Raw genomic sequence first — 16,584 nt, 5'->3', positions numbered from 1 at the left:
GCGCCGAGAGGCGCATTATGTTTATCCGCTATCGATGCGTGCTAGCGTTAATCCTCAGCTCACCGTGGGTATTTTTCACTGAATATTTGCTCATAATCGCCAATTTTAGCGACTTTTATCGTCGACCCCCCACCTTCAAACTCGGCTGTTAACCAGACATCCACGATCGCTTTCGCCAGTTCGGGTCCGATGACGCGGGCACCCAGCGTAATGATGTGGGCATCGTTGCTTTTACGCGCTCGCTGGGCGGAGTAGGTATCGTGGCACTGCGCTGCCCGGATCCCCGGTACCTTATTCGCCATAATGCTCATGCCAATGCCGGTACCGCATAGTAGGATCCCCCGCTGATGATGCGCTTCCCTGATGGCCTGAGCGACCCGGACGGCGATATCGGGGTAGTCACTATCGTGGATTGTATCCGTGTAATCCGTAAAGGGGATATGACGCTGCTGTAGATACGCGATGAGCGTCTCTTTAAGGGCGATAGCGGCATCATCGGCGCCAATGGCAATCGGTAGCATAGCTTCCTCCGGGGATCATCCCTAGTGAGCTGCGGCGGTATGGCCATCTCGGCGAGAGGCCGCAGCGACTGACCATTCATATGAACATAGATAGAACTTATGTTCTTTATGTTGCCTGATTAATCTCGTTCTGTTTTTCGATTCAAATCACATAAAAATACTTAATCAGCGCTAGTTTGGTTATTTTGTGATCGATTTGGCTATTTTTGACACGCTCTCTGTTCAATATGCTCCTCGTCAACAGTGTGTATTTGTTCTTTATATGAACAAATGAATCATAGGGAAACGAGAGGAGTGACGTTTATGAGCCAGTGTTGCGGAGCAAACGCGGTAACGGTGCGCGAGGGGATCCCTGCGACGATGCAGGCGGTGGTGGCGTATGCCCCCCACGACTACCGTTTGGAGGAGGTCGCCGTTCCAACGATTGGCGAGGGCGAGATCTTGGTGAAGGTGGAGGCCTGCGGTATCTGCGCCGGTGACACGAAAGCCTTTGAAGGGGCGGCCAGTTTTTGGGGGGATGAGACGCAGCCGGCCTACATCAAAGCGCCCATGATCCCGGGTCATGAATTTATCGGTCATGTCGTTGGGTTCGGCGCTGGCGTGGTGGATTTTGCGCTAGGCGATCGGGTTATCGCGGAGCAGATCGTGCCGTGCTGGTCCTGCCGGTTTTGTCAGCGCGGTCAGTACTGGATGTGTGAGAAGCACGACCTGTATGGCTTTCAGAGCAACGTGAATGGCGGAATGGCGGAGTATATGAAATTTACGCCGCAGTCCATCAATTATCGGGTCCCCGACGATCTGCCGATGGAGAAAGCGATTCTGATTGAGCCCTATGCCTGTTCATTCCACGCGGTACAGCGCGCGAAGATCCAACTGGGGGATACGGTGGTATTAGCCGGCGCCGGGACCCTGGGGTTGGGGATGATTGGCGCGATTAAAAAGTCAGGGGCGGGCAGGCTGATCGTTCTGGACCTTTCCGATGAGCGTTTGGCCCTCGCGCAGAAATTTGGCGCCGATCGGGTACTCAATCCGGCCCGGGATGACGTCGTATCCAGCGTTAAAACGATGACCGACGGATATGGCTGCGATGTGTATATCGAGGCAACGGGAGCCGCGGCGTCGGTTGAGCAAGGGTTACGGATGATCCGCAAGCTGGGGACATTCGTTGAGTTTTCGGTATTTAAGCAACCGGTGAGCGTGGACTGGAGCATTATCAGCGATCGTAAAGAGCTGGATGTGCTGGGGTCACACCTTGGCCCCTATTGCTATCCGCGGGTGATCGAGGGAATTGCCAATGGCGATTTGCCCACCGAGGGCGTAGTAACGCATGTCCTGCCGCTATCGCAGTTTGCCGAGGGGTTTGCACTCATGCAGCGCGGCGTCGGCTCAATTAAGGTTGTGCTTAATCCAAATCTATAAGGTCTGGTGCGGCGTGACATCCATGTGATGGGGGGCAATATGTTAGAAAACGTTGTTCACCGCAGTGGTTTGCCATCCCGACTGTGGTTCGGTTATGTCGGGGTATTGATCTTTATGATGGGGGAGGGGCTAGAGCAGGGATGGCTATCACCCTATGTGATCTCCCGGGGACTGAGCATCCAGGAGTCTGCGCTGCTGTTTAGCGTCTATGGCTTTGCCGCTGCGTTGGCCGCCTGGTTTTCCGGCGTATTGGTTGAGATGTTTGGGGCGCGTCGCGTGATGCTGGGCGGCGTCATTCTGTTTTTGATCGGCTCTCTCTTTTTTCTGTTGCTGGGGCTACCGAGCAATAGCCTGCCGATCATGATCCCGACCTATGCGCTGCGTGGCCTGGGATACCCACTGTTTGCCTATGGCTTCCTGGTGTGGGTCGCTTATGAGGCGCCGCCCGCGCGGCTGGGCTCTGCGGTGGGGATTTTTTGGTTTGTTTACAGCGGTGGTCTGGGCGTGCTGGGGGTGCTGTACTCCAGCGTGATGCTCCCCTATCTGGGCGAAGTGAACACGCTATGGAGCGCCCTGATCTTCGTGACACTGGGCGCTGCGATTGCCCTGTGGCTCAATCGCGGTGGGCAGGAAACGACAGCGGCCGCGCGGAAAACCTCGCTGTGGTATGTCCTTAAAGGCGTTACGATCGCGTTTGAAAATCCGAAGATTGGCCTGGGGGGCATTGTGCGAACCATCAATACTTCCGCCGCCTATGGCTTTGTCGTGTTTATGCCGCTGTACATGATGGAGATGGGGTTTACCCGTACCCACTGGCTGCATATGTATACCGCGCTGTGGACCGTCAATATCATTTTTAATCTTATCTTTGGCCTTATCAGCGATAGATTGGGCTGGCGTAACGTGGTGATGTGGTTCGGCTGCGTGGGCTGTGCGTTAACGACGCTGCTATTCTACTACACGCCGCCGCTTTTTTCCTCCAGCTATGCGCTGACGCTGTGCGCCGCGGGCCTGTTTGGCGCCTGCTTAGCCGGGTTTGTCCCGCTGTCGGCCATTATGCCCACGCTTGCGCCAAATAATAAGGGGGCGGCTATGTCGGTACTGAATCTAGGGGCGGGGCTCAGTACCTTTGTGGGACCGGCGATCGTGGGGGTGTTTATCGGTAGCTTAGGCGCCGGCGGTGTGATTTGGATCTTTACCGGTCTCTATCTGTTTAGCGGTGTACTCATGCGCTTTGTGACGCTGCCTGGCGCGGCGAACAATAGCGATGTGTCCTCGGCTATTCGGCAGGAGTGAACCATGGAGGAGTCGCATCATGATGACTCATGAATGTCGTGCGCCGTTTTCTTTACGTGGGAAAGTAGCGGTGATTACCGGCGGCGCCGCGGGCATCGGTCAGGCGATTGCCGCGTGCTATGTGCAGGGTGGCGCGAGCGTAGTGCTACTGGATCGTGATCTGCGGGTAGCGACGGTAGCGCGTCAGCTCGATGCGCAGAACGCGCTAGGGCTGGAGGTGGATGTGTGCGATCGGGGGGCCCTGCAGTCGGCGGCAGCCCAGGCACTGCGACATTTTGGCCATATCGACGTATTGGTCAATAGCGCCGGCATTGTCGCGCTGGCACCTGCGGCGGCGCTGTCTGAAGCGGATTGGGCTGCGACGATGTCGATCAATGTGACGGGGACCTTTTTGGCGTGTCAGGTGATCGGCGCCTACCTGCTGCGCCAGCGGGCCGGCAGCATTATCAATCTGGCGTCGCAGGCCGGCGTGGTGGCGCTGCCGCACCATGCCGCGTATTGCGCGAGCAAGGCGGCGGTGATCGGTCTTACGCAGGTCCTCGCGTTGGAGTGGGGCGTGGATAACGTTCGGGTAAATGCGCTATCGCCGACCGTGGTGCTCACGGATCTTGGCCGGCGCGCCTGGTCCGGCGAAAAAGCCGAGCGAATGAAGGCCGCCATTCCGTTGCGCCGCTTTGCTGAGCCGAACGACGTCGCGGCCTGTGCCCTATTTTTAGCCAGCGATGCCGCCAGCATGGTTACCGGGGCTAATTTACGGGTTGACGGCGGCTACACCATCCAATAACGGGGATACCCGTTGCGAAATGACAGTGAGGTAGGTGATGAACAGAATGATTAACGATCCGAACCTCGTGGTTGAAGAGGCGATTCAAGGGTACCTGCGGGCCTATCCTGAGTATTACCGTCGGACGGAACATCCCCGGGTACTGGCGCATCCGTCGGTGCCGATAGCGGGAAAAGTGGGGGTGGTCTCCGGCGGCGGCTCCGGTCATGAGCCTGCATTTTTGGGCTACGTGGGTAAAAATTTACTGGATGCCGTCGCCATCGGTGAGATTTTTTCATCGCCGACCGCCGGCGCGTTTCTGGATGCCTTCCGAGCAGCGCACGGCGGTGAAGGGGTTGTCTGCCTATATGGTAATTATGCCGGTGACAATATGAATGTTGCGTTGGCGATCAAAAAAGCGGCGGCCGAGGGGATCGTGGTTAAAACGGTGGTAGCCAATGACGATGTGGCCTCTGCGCCGGAGAGTGAGCGAGAAAAGCGTCGGGGCGTCGCGGGGGAAATATTTATGTGGAAGGTCGGCGCCGCCTCTGCGGCGCGCGGCGACGAGATGGATCGCGTGATCGCCTATGCGCAGCGGGCCATCGATCGCTGTCGCTCCATCGGCATCGGCCTGAGCGCGTGTACGCTCCCGGCATTGGGAAAGCCCAATTTCTCTATTGCGGATGGCACGATGGAGGTGGGTATCGGCCATCACGGTGAGCCAGGGATCCGGGTCGAACCGCTGCGTCCCGCCGCGGAGATGGCGGAGACGATGCTGCACGCTGTCATGGCGGAGCTGGCGCTGGTTCCCGGGAGTGAGGTGGCGGTCTTGGTCTCCGGGCTGGGGGCGACGCCGGTGATGGAACTGTATATCTACTATGATGCCATCGCGCGGCGTCTGGAGGCGCAGAGGATAACGATACACCGTTGCTACGTTGGAAACTATTTTACCTCGCTGGATATGATGGGGGTAACGCTGACCGTGATGGCGTTGGACGATGAGCTGAAGCTATTACTCAATATGCCGGTGTCATCACCGGGATTGACGCAGGAGGGGTAATCGCGATGGTTTATGCAGTCACCGTTTCCAACGGCGGAGAGATTGTCGCTGCGCTGGTCGCCGCGGTGGTCCGCCAGCGGACGTATCTCAGTGAAATTGACGGCGCCATCGGCGATGGCGACCACGGCGTAAATATGGCGAAGGGATTTATGCTGTGCGCTGACGCCATGGCAGGGCAACGACTTTCCTTGCCGCAGGCATTGCGCTGCCTATCGGAGTCGCTGATGGAGGGAATTGGCGGCTCTATGGGGCCGCTGTACGGCAGCCTGTTTATGGGGATGGCGCAGGGCGCGCCGGAGAGCGCTACGCTGTGTCGTGAGGACGTGCTGTCTATGCTGCAGGGCGGACTGCGTGAGTTACAGGCGGTCAGCAGCGCACAGGTGGGAGATAAAACCATGATGGACGCCTATGTCCCGGCGGTGTCTGCCTTTGAGGTGGCCCTGCGACAAGGCGATAGCCTAGAGCGGTCGCTCTGCATGATGACGCAGGCGGCGGCACGCGGACGTGACAGTACCTACGATCTCATCGCCCGAGTTGGCCGGGCTAGCCGCTTGGGGGAGCGCTCTCGGGGCGCTTTGGATGCCGGCGCCGTCTCCTGTAGCCTGCTGCTGTCGGCGTTGGCGGATGCGCTATTGGCGTGTTCCAACGGCGGTGAGTAGCGGTGTTTTTTGTCAGACCATGCGATCTGCGTCTATACGATGGGATCCCCTCGTGGGCTATGCTTATAGCCCACGACGGCAGACGAGACAGGGTGTGTAGAGCAGATGGAGAGGCAAAATGGAACGCTGGATGAACAATTATTGACCGAGATCGCCGTCGCATATTATCAAAATGATATTACACAGCAGGAGATCGCGAAAAAATTTGGTATTTCACGGATTAAGGTCGGGCGGCTGCTGAAGCGAGCCAAAGAGGAGGGCATCGTAGAGATTTCAGTACGCTACCATCCGGTATTCAGCACCCGGCTTGAACAGCAGCTGAAGGCGCATTTCCCGATTACCCGTGCGTTAATTGCGCTGGACTGTCAGGATGAGGACGAGCAGCGGCGTCACGTTGCGGCGTTAGTCTTTAATCATCTCTCTACGGTACTCAGGGATGACATGGCGGTCGCCGTGGGTCAAGGCCGTAATGTGGCGGCCGTGGCTGAGCACGTCGGTAATGCCGCTGAGCGTCGCTGCCGTTTTATCTGTGGCATCGGCGGCAACCATCGGCCCGGGGATGCGTTGAATGCTGACCATATTAGCCGGCGGTTGGCTAAAGCGTTTGGGGGACGCAGTGAGACACTGTATGCGCCTGCATATGTGGAAAACCGCACGTTAAAAGAGGCATTTATGCAGAATGGCACCATTAAAGATACGCTGGATCGCGCGCGTCGGGCGGATATCGCCTTGGTCGGCATTGGTGACATGAACGAAGATAGCTATATGGTGAAGCTCGGCTGGTTTACGCCGCGCGAGATTGTCGATGCCAGTCTGAATCAGGGCGTGATCGGTGAAATCGGCGGCTATGACTTCTTTAACGCGCAGGGTATGCATGTGGATACCGTGATGAACGATCGCGTGATCGGTTTGAGTATTGATGAGTTGCGTAATATTCCGTGCGTGATTGCCATAGCCTCAGAAAATAGCAAGGCCTTGGCTATTTTGGGCGCGCTGCGGACGGGCGCCATTGACATCATTGCGACCAGCGCGGCCAATATTCGTACGCTGCTCAGCGTACTTGCATAGGCGGTTATCCCTCCGGTACGGAGTCCCTTTCTTGTCTCCCTGCATGTCGGTAAATCTGCTCCGATAAAGCCATTGTAATATGTGTTTTTTATCCGGTTATTTGAGATGGCGCCCTGAGGCGTGGGTGATCATCGCGTAGACCTCCGCCAGCCTACGCCGCGCGTCGGTTATTCCGCCTTTGAGGATTGATATTGCTTTCTGTTAGTGGCTATCCTGCAACGGTATGTCGTGACATAGGGCAAAGCAATGAACATCCAATTTATCCATGAACGCCTACTCTCCGACGCCTGGAGACCGCTGCGCGAGTATGAGTATGACCTGCCGCGCCGGGAGGGCGGAGTGGTGCGTCAGCGGCGCGAGGTCTACCTGCGCGGCAACGGCGCCACCGTGCTGCTGTATAACCTGTCGCGCCGCTGCGTACTGCTGATCCGCCAGTTTCGCCTGCCGACCTATCTCAACGGTAACCCGGACGGCATGCTGATCGAGACCTGCGCCGGCCTGCTGGACAGCGATGTGCCAGAGGCCTGCGTACGTCGTGAGGCGATGGAGGAGACCGGCTATGCCATCGGCGAGGCCAGACGTCTGTTCTCCGCCTATATGTCGCCGGGCGGCGTGACCGAGATAGTGCATTTCTTTGCGGCGGAGTACCGCGAAAGCCTGCGCTGCGGCCGCGGCGGTGGCATTGAGGGTGAGGATATCGAACTGCTGGAGCTCCCGTTTGACGACGCCTGGCAGATGGTCTGCGACGGGCGGATCTGCGATGGTAAGACCATCATGCTGCTGCAGCACGCCCGCCTGAGCAACTGGTTCTGCGACGCGGCCGGGGGCGAATAAATGCGCATCTGAGCGACGGTCCGCGTTTTCTTTTCGGCTTTATGTCCTGCTTCATAGTTTCGGCGCGCTATGGCACTATACTCGTGATTTCACAAATCATTTACAGAGTGATAAAGAGTCTGGCCCGGCGGCATCGGGGACGATGGCGGCCGCGGCGCTCGGGGAATTCGCGAAAAGGAAACCAACGATGGATGAAAAATTAAAACAAAGTGCGCTTGAGTTTCATCAGTATCCCGTTGCGGGAAAAATCCAGGTTGTCCCCACCAAGCCGCTGGCGACCCAGCGCGATTTGGCGCTGGCCTATTCACCGGGCGTTGCCGCGCCCTGTCTGGAGATCGCCGACGATCCGTTAGCGGCCTATAAGTATACCGCGCGTGGAAATCTGGTGGGGGTCATCTCTAACGGTACCGCCGTGCTGGGGCTCGGCAACATCGGCGCCCTGGCCGGGAAGCCGGTGATGGAAGGAAAAGGGGTGCTGTTCAAGAAATTCGCCGGTATCGACGTGTTTGATATCGAAGTAGATGAGCATGATCCTGACAAGCTGATCGAGGTGATCGCCGCGCTGGAGCCCACCTTTGGCGGCATCAACCTTGAAGACATCAAAGCGCCGGAGTGTTTCTATATCGAAAAGAAACTGCGCGAGCGAATGAAAATCCCGGTGTTCCACGACGATCAGCACGGCACAGCGATCATCTGCACCGCCGCCGTGCTCAATGGCCTGCGTGTGGTCGACAAACCGATCGATCGGGTGCGGCTGGTGGTCTCCGGCGCCGGCGCATCGGCGATCGCCTGCCTGAACCTGCTGGTAGCGCTGGGGCTGAGGCGTGAAAATATCACCGCCTGCGACTCCAAGGGGGTGATTTATCGCGGGCGCGACGCGCACCTGGTCGAGAGCAAGGCGGCCTATGCCATCGATGACAATGGCTGGCGCACGCTGGCGGATGCGATCCCCGGCGCGGATATTTTCCTGGGCTGTTCCGGCCCGGGGGTGCTGACGCAGGAGATGGTGAAAACCATGGCACCGTCGCCGCTGATCCTGGCGCTGGCCAACCCGGAGCCGGAGATCCTGCCGCCGCTGGCCAAGGCGGTTCGCCCCGATGCGATAATCTGTACCGGCCGCTCCGACTTTCCCAACCAGGTGAACAACGTGCTGTGCTTTCCGTTTATCTTCCGCGGTGCGCTGGACGTCGGGGCGACCACCATCAACGAAGAGATGAAGCTGGCGGCGGTGCGCGCCATTGCCGATCTGGCGCTGGCGGAGCAGAGCGAGGTGGTCGCCTCTGCCTACGGCGATCAGTCGCTCTCCTTCGGGCCGGAATATATTATACCCAAGCCCTTCGATCCGCGCCTGATCGTGAAGATTGCGCCGGCGGTGGCGCAGGCGGCGATGGACTCCGGGGTGGCGACGCGTCCCATCGATGATATGGACGCCTATATCGAGCACCTGACCGAATTTGTCTACAAGACCACCCTGTTTATGAAGCCGGTATTTTCCCAGGCGCGCCAGGATCCCAAGCGGGTTGTGCTGGCCGAGGGGGAGTCGGAGCGCGTGCTGCACGCCACCCAGGAGCTGGTGACGCTGGGGCTGGCCAAGCCGATCCTGATCGGGCGTCCGCAGGTCATCGCTCACCGGCTGGAGAAGCTCGGTCTGCACATCGAGATCGGCCGCGATGTCGAGGTGGTCAATAACGAATCAGATCCGCGCTATAACGACTATTGGCAAACCTATTACGGCATCATGAAGCGGCGCGGGATCTCGCAGGCGCAGGCGCGCCGGGCGCTGATCGCCGATCCGACGGTAATCGCGGCGATCATGGTCAAGCGCGGCGAGGCCGATGCGATGATCTGCGGTACCGAGGGCAACTACCAGGATCACTACCGCGTGGTGCGCGAGGTGTTCGGCTACCGTGACGGATGCCATACGGCCGCCGCGATGAATGCCCTGCTACTGCCGAGCGGCAACACCTTTATCGCCGATACCTATGTTAATGAGGATCCGAGCGCCGAGCAACTGGCGGAGATTGTGCTGATGTCCGCCGACGCGGTGCGCCGCTTCGGTATCGAGCCGAAGGTCGCGCTGCTCTCCCACTCCAACTTTGGCACGGCCAACTGCCCGTCATCGCACAAAATGCGCCGGGTACTGGAGCTGGTGCAGCAGGCGGCGCCGGGGCTGGAGATCGACGGTGAGATGCACGGCGATGCGGCGCTGGTGGAGAGCATTCGCCTGGGGCAGATGCCGGACAGCCCGCTGAAAGGGGCGGCGAATATCCTGATCATGCCCAATATGGAGGCCGCGCGCATCAGCTATAACCTGCTGCGGGTCTCCTCCTCCGAGGGGGTTACCGTCGGACCGGTGCTGATGGGGATCAGTAAGCCGGTGCATATCCTGACGCCGATCGCCTCCGTGCGCCGTATCGTCAATATGGTGGCGCTGTCGGTGGTGGAAGCGCAGAGCCGGGCGCTGTAGCGCCGTGATAATGCCGCCTGTGGGCGGCATTTTTGGCTCTCTTAAACTCCCCCGGCGATGCCGGGGGTATTTATTCTCTGCGCACCGGTACGACGGTGGCGCGGCGGCGGGGAGGAGCGATGCGAACGATGATGTTGACTCTGGCGCTGCTGGCGCTGAGCGGGTGCCAAACGCCGGCGCCGGTGGCGGAGCGGATTGTATCACTGGCGGAGGGTCAGACGCTGACGCCGACGCAGCTGGTCCAGCGTCTGGCGGCGTCGCCGCGGGTCATCGTCGGCGAGCGGCACGATAATCCACGTCATCAGCAGATCGCGCGCTGGCTGCTGCTGCAGATGTCGGCCCAGCGGCCGCAGGGCAGCGTGCTGCTGGAGATGCTGACGCCGGATCAGCAGGCCGGCGTGGCGGCGGCGCGGCAGCCATCGCTGTCGGATGCGCAGGTGATATCCCTGCTGCAGTGGTCACCGGGCTGGCCGTGGGCGCAATATGGCCCGCTGGTCCGCAGCGCGCTGCGGGGCGGCTATCCGCTGCTGGCGGCAAACCTGGGGCGCGACGCGCTGGCGGAGATCCGCCGTCGGCCACAGTCGCCGCCGGGGGCGCTCAGTACCCAGGATGCGGTGCAGATTGAGATTAGCGCCGCGCTACGCGGCGCCCATGAGACGCTGGATAGCGCACAGCTGACGCAGCGTCTGGCGGTGCAGCAGTGGCGCGATCGGCGTATGGCGCAGGCGCTGCTGGCGGCGCCGCTGCCGGCGCTGTTTATCACCGGCGCCTTTCACGCGCGGCGCGATCTCGGCGTGCCGCTGCATATTGAGGACGAGGAGCCGCTGACGGAGGTCAGCGTGTTGATCCTGGCGCCGCCCGGCGTCCGGGTCGGAGAGGCGCAGGCGGACTATGTCTGGTATACCGCGTCAGCGCGCCTGTAGCCACAGCTGTAGCTGATTGGCGAACAGCTGGCGCTCGCGAGGGCCCAGCGGCGCTGGACCGCCGCTCTGGATGCCGCTGGCGCGCAGGGTCTCCATGAAGTCCCGCATCGTTAGACGGGACTTGATGGTCGTCGAATCGTAGCGTTCGCCGCGCGGGTTGAGGGCGCAGCCGCCGCGTTCCAGTACGGCGGCGGCCAGGGGAATATCCGCGGTGACCACCAGATCGCCGGGGGCTACCCGGCGAACTATTTCGTTGTCGGCGGCGTCCGGCGTCACCGCGACGCATAGCATCCGGGCCCGGCTACCGGCGGGCAGGCGCTGTGGGCGATTGGCGACCAGAGTAATCGCCAGGGCGTTGCGTTCAGCCGCGCGCAGCAGCACCTCTTTAATCACGTTCGGGCAGGCATCGGCGTCGATCCAAATTTGTCGTGTTGTCATATCGGCTCATTGGCCAGCCAATCGCGCGGGGTAAGAAAGTCGCGCGTCAGGCACGCTTCCGGCGAGTCGGGCGGCGGTTGATAGTCATATTCCCAGCGGACCAGCGGCGGCATCGACATCAGAATCGATTCGCTGCGCCCGCCGCTTTGCAGACCGAATAGGGTACCGCGATCCCACACCAGATTAAACTCCACATAGCGCCCGCGCCGGTAAAGTTGGAACTGCCGCTCCCGCTCGCCCCACGGCAGACCGCGTCGCCGCTCGGCGATAGGGAGGTAGGCGGGCGCAAAGCCTTCGCCGACGGCGCGGGTAAAAGCGAACGCCTGGTCAAAGTCGGGGGCGTTGAGATCGTCGAAGAACAGCCCCCCGACGCCGCGCGCCTCCTGACGGTGCGGCAGGTAGAAATAGCGATCGCACCACGCCTTATAGCGCGGGTAGAGCTGTTCGCCGAAGGGGCGGCACAGATCTCGGGCGCTGCGGTGCCACTGTATGACGTCATCGTGGAAGGGGTAAAATGGCGTCAGATCAAATCCGCCGCCGAACCACCACAGCGGCGCCGCGCCCGGGCGCTCGGCGATGAAAAAGCGTACGTTGGCGTGGGCCGTGGGAACATAGGGGCTGTGCGGGTGTAGCACCAGGGAGACGCCCATCGCCTGGAAGGGGCAGCCCGTCAGCTCTGGGCGCTTGGCCGTGGCGGCGGCGGGCAGACTATCGCCATGGATATGGGAGAAGTTAACGCCGGCCTGTTCAAACAGCGCCCCCTGGCGCAGCACGCGGGTGCGCCCCGCACCGCCCTGGGGCCGCTGCCAGCGATCCTCGCTGAATGCGGCGCCGCTGTCGGCGGCGGCGAGCGCCTGACACAGGTTGTCCTGTAGCCGCAGCAGAAAGCGCCGAACCGGTTCACTGTCTGGAATCATGGTACCGCTCTCTGTTAAGTCAACGCTGGGCAGTATAACCGATGGCGCCCCGCGTCGGCGCGCCGGGGGCATCGGTTGTCCGTCCGCGTTATGACGGCCTGCGCCGCTGATGGGCCTCGAAGTCGTGCAGGTAGTGCACGATGCCGCCGGCGATCGCTTCGGCGATGGTGGTACGGAACGCGGGAGAGGTCAGCAGGCGCTCTTCATCGTGGTTGGTGATGAAGGCGGTCTCGACCAGTACGGAGGGAATGGCGGGGGATTTGAGCACGGCAAAGGCCGCCTGCTCCGTATGCTGGCAGTGTAGGCGGTGCACCGGGCGGATCTGGCCCAGCAGATGACGCCCCAGGATCAGGCTGTTTTTAATGGTGTCGGTCTGCACCAGATCGAACAGCACCTGCTGCAGGTAGTTGTTGTCCTCCGAGGCATAGCGTCCGCCGGCCACCTTGTCAGCGTCGTTTTCCCGCTGGGAGAGGTACCTGGCCATGGCGCTGCTGGCGCCGCGGTTAGATAGGGCAAAGACCGAGGCGCCGGAGGCCTCTGGGCTGGTGAACCCGTCGGCATGAATGGAGACAAACAGATCGGCCTGGTGCTGCGCGGCGATCTCTACCCGTTTATACAGGGGAATAAAATAGTCATCTTCACGGGTCAGCTTAACTACCAGATTGCGCTGACGGCGCAGCAGATCGCGCACTCGGTGGGCGATATCTAGCACGACGTGCTTCTCTTTCGATCCCCGGTGTCCGACGGCGCCGGGATCGATGCCGCCGTGCCCCGGATCGAGCATCACCAGGCGCGGCGCATCCGCCGGCTTACGCCGGGCGCCTGGGTGGTCGGGCGTCTGCGCCGCCTGGACGGCGGAGGGCAGCAGACCGGCTCCCAGCAGCATGGCTAGCCCGGAGCACAGAAAGCCGCGGCGAGAGGACGGATGGGGAAGCGGGCGAAAATCGGAAAATTTCTTCATGGTGCAATCTATTCCGTCAGACAGTAACGCAAGCAATACGGGGGTCTTTCCCATGGGGCCGCCCGCGCTGACGCCGCGTCCGCTCATAGGATGTACCCACATCCTAACGCGATGAAAATACATGGATCGAGCGGATAACTATGTCTATTTGTTGCCTGAAACGGCGTCGGGGCGCAGGCGGAGGCGAATAATGGGCGATTTGCCCCCGTCGGTCGCGATATTTCCATTGCGAATCTGGGGATTGCAGCGATAATTAGGGCGCATCTCGTCGCTGTGCGCTGTGTCGACGCTCACGGCCAGTTACGGGACACGCCCTAGGCTGCGTCCGGTTCTTGCTGCACCGGTATGGTCCGAGGCCGACGCCCGGGCACTATTATAATCTATTACGGTCGATATCATGGAAATTCGCGTTTTTAATCAATCCGACTTTGATGAGGTGATTACGCTGTGGGAGCGCTGCGATCTGCTGCACCCCTGGAACGATCCTGAAACGGATATTGAGCGCAAGATGAATCACGATGCCGATCTGTTTCTGGTCGCGCAGGTGGGCGGCGAGATCGTCGGAACCCTGATGGGCGGCTATGACGGCCATCGCGGATCGGCTTACTATCTGTGCGTGCACCCGGACTTTCGCGGTCGCGGCATCGCCAATGCGTTGGCCAGCCGCCTGGAGAAAAAGCTGCTGGCGCGCGGCTGTCCGCAGGTGCGGATCCTGATCGACGCGGATAACGACGCGGCGATCAGCATGTATGAGAAGCTGGAGTATGAGACGCAGGATGTGCTGTGTCTGGGTAAGCGCCTGATCATCGATCAGGAGTATTAACGGCGTCTTTTGCGCATTCCATGCGCCGCCGCCCGTCCGGTGCGGTGGCCTGCGCTCTGTTTTACCTACGCCGGCGGCGCGCTGCCGCGGCGTTTTCCCGCCATCGCGGCAACTTTTTACCGTTTCACCACTCCAATCTCCAGGTATTCTGTCATACGGCGATAGCCGTACTCGCAAGGAGTTAACCGATGGGTTTTCGTTTCTGGATCGTCGTGGCGCCGCTGATGCTGAGCGGTTGCTCGACGCTGAGTTCATTTTCCTGGTCTACGCTGTCGCCCTTTAACTGGTTTTCATCGGGTCTGCATATCGATAATGACGGCGTCGGTGGGGTGTCGGCCAGTACGCCGATGCAGCAGGAGGCCGTCAGCCAAGGGTTGGACGGGGCGTACACGCTGCGCAGCGGAATGGGGATCGATAACGGGCAGGTAACGCGCTTTTTCCAGGCCATGGCCCAGGATAAGGTGGCGATGACGATCGCCGGCGACGCGACGGTGAAGCGCATTACGGTGGACAGTGCGGATCTCGCCACCGCCTGGGGCGCGCGGGTTGGGACGCCCTTTGCCGCGCTGTATGCGCGGGCCTATGACGGCGAGTGTCGGCGGGTGGTGGCGGCGGAAGCGACGGCGGTGGTCTGCCGCGCGCCGCAGAGCGCGCGGGTCAGCTACCTGTTCAGTGGGCAATGGGGTGGCCCGGCGGGGCTGATGCCGCCGGATGACGTGCTGAAATCATGGACGGTGAGCCAGATTGTCTGGCAGGCGGATGCGCAGTAACACGCCCTATTGTTTGTTTTACAGCAAGGGAATGCATGAGGTATGGCGTAAGATATGCATGGTCTGGCGTGGCCGGGCCACTGTTGCCCGGTGGCGGCGTAGCAGAAAACACCGATTATTTAGACTGTACAGTAATGGAGAGCTTCATGTCTCAGCCTCAGAGCGGCATTCTGCCGGAGCACTGCCGCTTCGGTATTTTTATCGAAGCCATGGCGCAAGGTGATCTGGATGGATTGCGTCAGGGATGTAAAACGTTTATTACCCAGCTGCAGGCGCTGCAACAGCGTTATCCTGATGCGCATCTGGGTGCGGTTGTGGCCTTTGGCCATGCGCTGTGGCGTGAAATGACGGCCAATGAGGAGGAGGGGGCGGCGCTGAAACCCTTCGAGCCGCTGGGTAAGGGGCTGGCGCCGGCGACGCAGCGCGATCTGCTGATCCATATTCAGTCGCTGCGTCACGACGTTAACTTTTCGCTGGCGCAGGCGGCGCTGGCCGCCTTTGGCGATGCCATTGAGGTAGAGGAAGAGATCCACGGTTTCCGCTGGGTTGATGAGCGCGATCTGAGCGGCTTTATCGATGGCACCGAGAACCCGGCCGGCGATGCCCGCCCGGCCGTCGGCGTGATTGCCGACGGTGTAGACGCCGGCGGCAGCTATGTTCTGGTGCAGCGCTGGGAGCATAATCTGCGTCAGTGGTCTCGCTTCAGCGTCGATCAGCAGCAGCAGATTATCGGGCGCACCAAGCAGGACAGCGAAGAGCTGGATCCCAGCGAGCGCCCTGATACCTCGCACGTGAGCCGCGTCGATCTGAAAGAGAATGGCAAGGGGCTGAAGATCATCCGCCAGAGCCTGCCCTATGGCACCGCCAGTGGGAAGCATGGCCTGATGTTTATCGCCTACTGCGCACAGCTGCATAATATTGAAAAGCAGCTGCTGAGCATGTTCGGTGAGCTGGACGGTAAACACGATCAGCTGCTGCGTTTCAGCAAGCCGGTCAGCGGAAGCTATTACTTCGCGCCGTCCGCGACGCGTTTGCTGACGCTGTGATAGCCGCGGGCCGTCGGCCCGCTCTGGCTTTGCGCAGCGCGTGCACCGTGCGGCGGGGATAAAAAAAACGGCGCCGCGGGCGCCGTTTCTGTTTGCTGCTCGGTGCGATTACTTCTTGATGCGGATCACCGGCGTTTCGCCGACGACAACGTCGCCGGACAGCTTGATCAGCTCTTTGATCTCATCCATGTTGGAGATAACGACCGGCGTCAGGGTAGACTTGGCCTTCTCTTCCAGCAGCGGCAGATCGAACTCGATGACCACGTCACCCTTCTTCACGCGCTGACCTTCTTCGGCGATGCGCTTGAAGCCTTCGCCTTTCAGTTCAACGGTATCGATGCCGAAGTGTACAAACAGCTCTACGCCGCTGTCGGACTCGATAGAGAAAGCATGGTTAGTTTCAAAGATTTTACCGATGGTGCCATCAACCGGCGCGACCATTTTGTCACCGGTCGGTTTGATTGCGATGCCGTCACCGACGATTTTTTCAGCAAAGACGACGTCAGGCACATCTTCAATATTGACGATCTCACCGGACAGGGGCGCAAAAATCTCAATGCTGCCCGTTTCTTTCTTGTCGTCTGAAACCAGCGATTTCAGTTTATCGAACAAACCCATG

17 protein-coding genes are annotated in these 16,584 nt (G+C 60.3%); 12 read left to right on the top strand and 5 right to left on the bottom strand.

Features of this window, described 5'->3' with window-relative positions:
• Nucleotides 1-59: 59 nt before the first annotated feature.
• Complete coding sequence (gene rpiB, locus QY76_RS14640) at nucleotides 60-521, bottom strand: ribose 5-phosphate isomerase B (protein WP_034163533.1); 462 nt, start codon at nucleotides 519-521, stop codon at nucleotides 60-62.
• A 303-nt stretch (nucleotides 522-824) separates the two neighbouring features.
• Here rpiB and QY76_RS14635 point away from each other — a divergent pair, with 303 nt between their 5' ends.
• The 9 genes from QY76_RS14635 to QY76_RS14595 all read left to right on the top strand — a co-directional run bounded on the left by QY76_RS14635 (nucleotide 825) and on the right by QY76_RS14595 (nucleotide 11,010).
• Nucleotides 825-1,940: an alcohol dehydrogenase catalytic domain-containing protein gene (locus QY76_RS14635; RefSeq protein ID WP_034163532.1), complete on the top strand. Its 1,116-nt coding sequence runs from the start codon at nucleotides 825-827 to the stop codon at nucleotides 1,938-1,940.
• 39 nt (nucleotides 1,941-1,979) lie between these two features.
• Nucleotides 1,980-3,236: an MFS transporter gene (locus tag QY76_RS14630; protein ID WP_045424972.1), complete on the top strand. Its 1,257-nt coding sequence runs from the start codon at nucleotides 1,980-1,982 to the stop codon at nucleotides 3,234-3,236.
• A 19-nt stretch (nucleotides 3,237-3,255) separates the two neighbouring features.
• The gene (locus QY76_RS14625; RefSeq protein WP_117026472.1) at nucleotides 3,256-4,020 is read left to right on the top strand and encodes a GolD/DthD family dehydrogenase; all 765 of its coding nucleotides are present in this window, start codon (nucleotides 3,256-3,258) and stop codon (nucleotides 4,018-4,020) included.
• Nucleotides 4,021-4,057: 37 nt separating this feature from the next.
• Complete coding sequence (locus QY76_RS14620; RefSeq protein WP_034163530.1) at nucleotides 4,058-5,059, top strand: dihydroxyacetone kinase subunit DhaK; 1,002 nt, start codon at nucleotides 4,058-4,060, stop codon at nucleotides 5,057-5,059.
• A gap of 5 nt (nucleotides 5,060-5,064) precedes the next feature.
• Nucleotides 5,065-5,718 carry a dihydroxyacetone kinase subunit DhaL gene (dhaL, locus tag QY76_RS14615; protein ID WP_034163529.1) on the top strand — a complete coding sequence of 218 codons (654 nt, stop codon included), beginning with the start codon at nucleotides 5,065-5,067 and terminating at the stop codon, nucleotides 5,716-5,718.
• A gap of 105 nt (nucleotides 5,719-5,823) precedes the next feature.
• Nucleotides 5,824-6,786, top strand: a complete 963-nt coding sequence (locus QY76_RS14610; RefSeq protein ID WP_034163528.1) for a sugar-binding transcriptional regulator — start codon at nucleotides 5,824-5,826, stop codon at nucleotides 6,784-6,786.
• Between the two features lie 246 nt (nucleotides 6,787-7,032).
• The gene (gene nudK, locus QY76_RS14605; protein WP_045424788.1) at nucleotides 7,033-7,620 is read left to right on the top strand and encodes a GDP-mannose pyrophosphatase NudK; all 588 of its coding nucleotides are present in this window, start codon (nucleotides 7,033-7,035) and stop codon (nucleotides 7,618-7,620) included.
• A gap of 187 nt (nucleotides 7,621-7,807) precedes the next feature.
• The gene (gene maeB / locus QY76_RS14600) at nucleotides 7,808-10,087 is read left to right on the top strand and encodes an NADP-dependent oxaloacetate-decarboxylating malate dehydrogenase (RefSeq protein WP_034163525.1); all 2,280 of its coding nucleotides are present in this window, start codon (nucleotides 7,808-7,810) and stop codon (nucleotides 10,085-10,087) included.
• 119 nt (nucleotides 10,088-10,206) lie between these two features.
• A complete protein-coding gene (locus QY76_RS14595; RefSeq protein ID WP_034163523.1) occupies nucleotides 10,207-11,010 on the top strand; it encodes a ChaN family lipoprotein in 804 nt (267 codons plus the stop codon).
• On the opposite strand, the gene QY76_RS14590 is transcribed toward QY76_RS14595, so the two are convergent.
• The 3 genes from QY76_RS14590 to amiA form a co-directional block, all read right to left on the bottom strand.
• On the bottom strand, nucleotides 10,996-11,448 hold the full coding sequence (locus QY76_RS14590; RefSeq protein WP_034163522.1) for a YaiI/YqxD family protein: 453 nt from the start codon (nucleotides 11,446-11,448) through the stop codon (nucleotides 10,996-10,998). The genes QY76_RS14595 and QY76_RS14590 overlap by 15 nt on opposite strands.
• On the bottom strand, nucleotides 11,445-12,365 hold the full coding sequence (gene hemF, locus QY76_RS14585; RefSeq protein ID WP_034163521.1) for an oxygen-dependent coproporphyrinogen oxidase: 921 nt from the start codon (nucleotides 12,363-12,365) through the stop codon (nucleotides 11,445-11,447). The genes QY76_RS14590 and hemF overlap by 4 nt, the downstream gene beginning before the upstream one ends.
• Before the next feature lie 88 nt (nucleotides 12,366-12,453).
• Nucleotides 12,454-13,326 (bottom strand): N-acetylmuramoyl-L-alanine amidase AmiA, encoded by an 873-nt coding sequence (gene amiA, locus QY76_RS14580; protein WP_034163519.1) that lies wholly within the window; start codon nucleotides 13,324-13,326, stop codon nucleotides 12,454-12,456.
• Between the two features lie 397 nt (nucleotides 13,327-13,723).
• On the opposite strand from amiA, the gene QY76_RS14575 reads away from it, so the two are divergent.
• From QY76_RS14575 to QY76_RS14565, 3 genes are all read left to right on the top strand, one after another.
• A complete protein-coding gene (locus QY76_RS14575; RefSeq protein WP_034163517.1) occupies nucleotides 13,724-14,149 on the top strand; it encodes a GNAT family acetyltransferase in 426 nt (141 codons plus the stop codon).
• Between the two features lie 188 nt (nucleotides 14,150-14,337).
• Nucleotides 14,338-14,919 carry an RpoE-regulated lipoprotein gene (locus QY76_RS14570; RefSeq protein WP_045424791.1) on the top strand — a complete coding sequence of 194 codons (582 nt, stop codon included), beginning with the start codon at nucleotides 14,338-14,340 and terminating at the stop codon, nucleotides 14,917-14,919.
• 146 nt (nucleotides 14,920-15,065) lie between these two features.
• Entirely contained in the window at nucleotides 15,066-15,965 is a 900-nt protein-coding gene (locus QY76_RS14565; RefSeq protein WP_034163514.1) for a Dyp-type peroxidase, read from the top strand.
• 108 nt (nucleotides 15,966-16,073) lie between these two features.
• Here the strand turns inward: QY76_RS14565 and crr are convergent, their stop codons facing one another.
• Nucleotides 16,074-16,583, bottom strand: a complete 510-nt coding sequence (gene crr, locus QY76_RS14560; RefSeq protein WP_012847994.1) for a PTS glucose transporter subunit IIA — start codon at nucleotides 16,581-16,583, stop codon at nucleotides 16,074-16,076.
• Nucleotide 16,584: the final 1 nt, after the last annotated feature.

The sequence above is a fragment of the Edwardsiella sp. EA181011 genome, assembly GCF_000800725.1.
Classification (GTDB): Bacteria; Pseudomonadota; Gammaproteobacteria; order Enterobacterales; family Enterobacteriaceae; genus Edwardsiella; species Edwardsiella anguillarum.
This window is presented reverse-complemented; position numbering and strand designations above follow the sequence as displayed.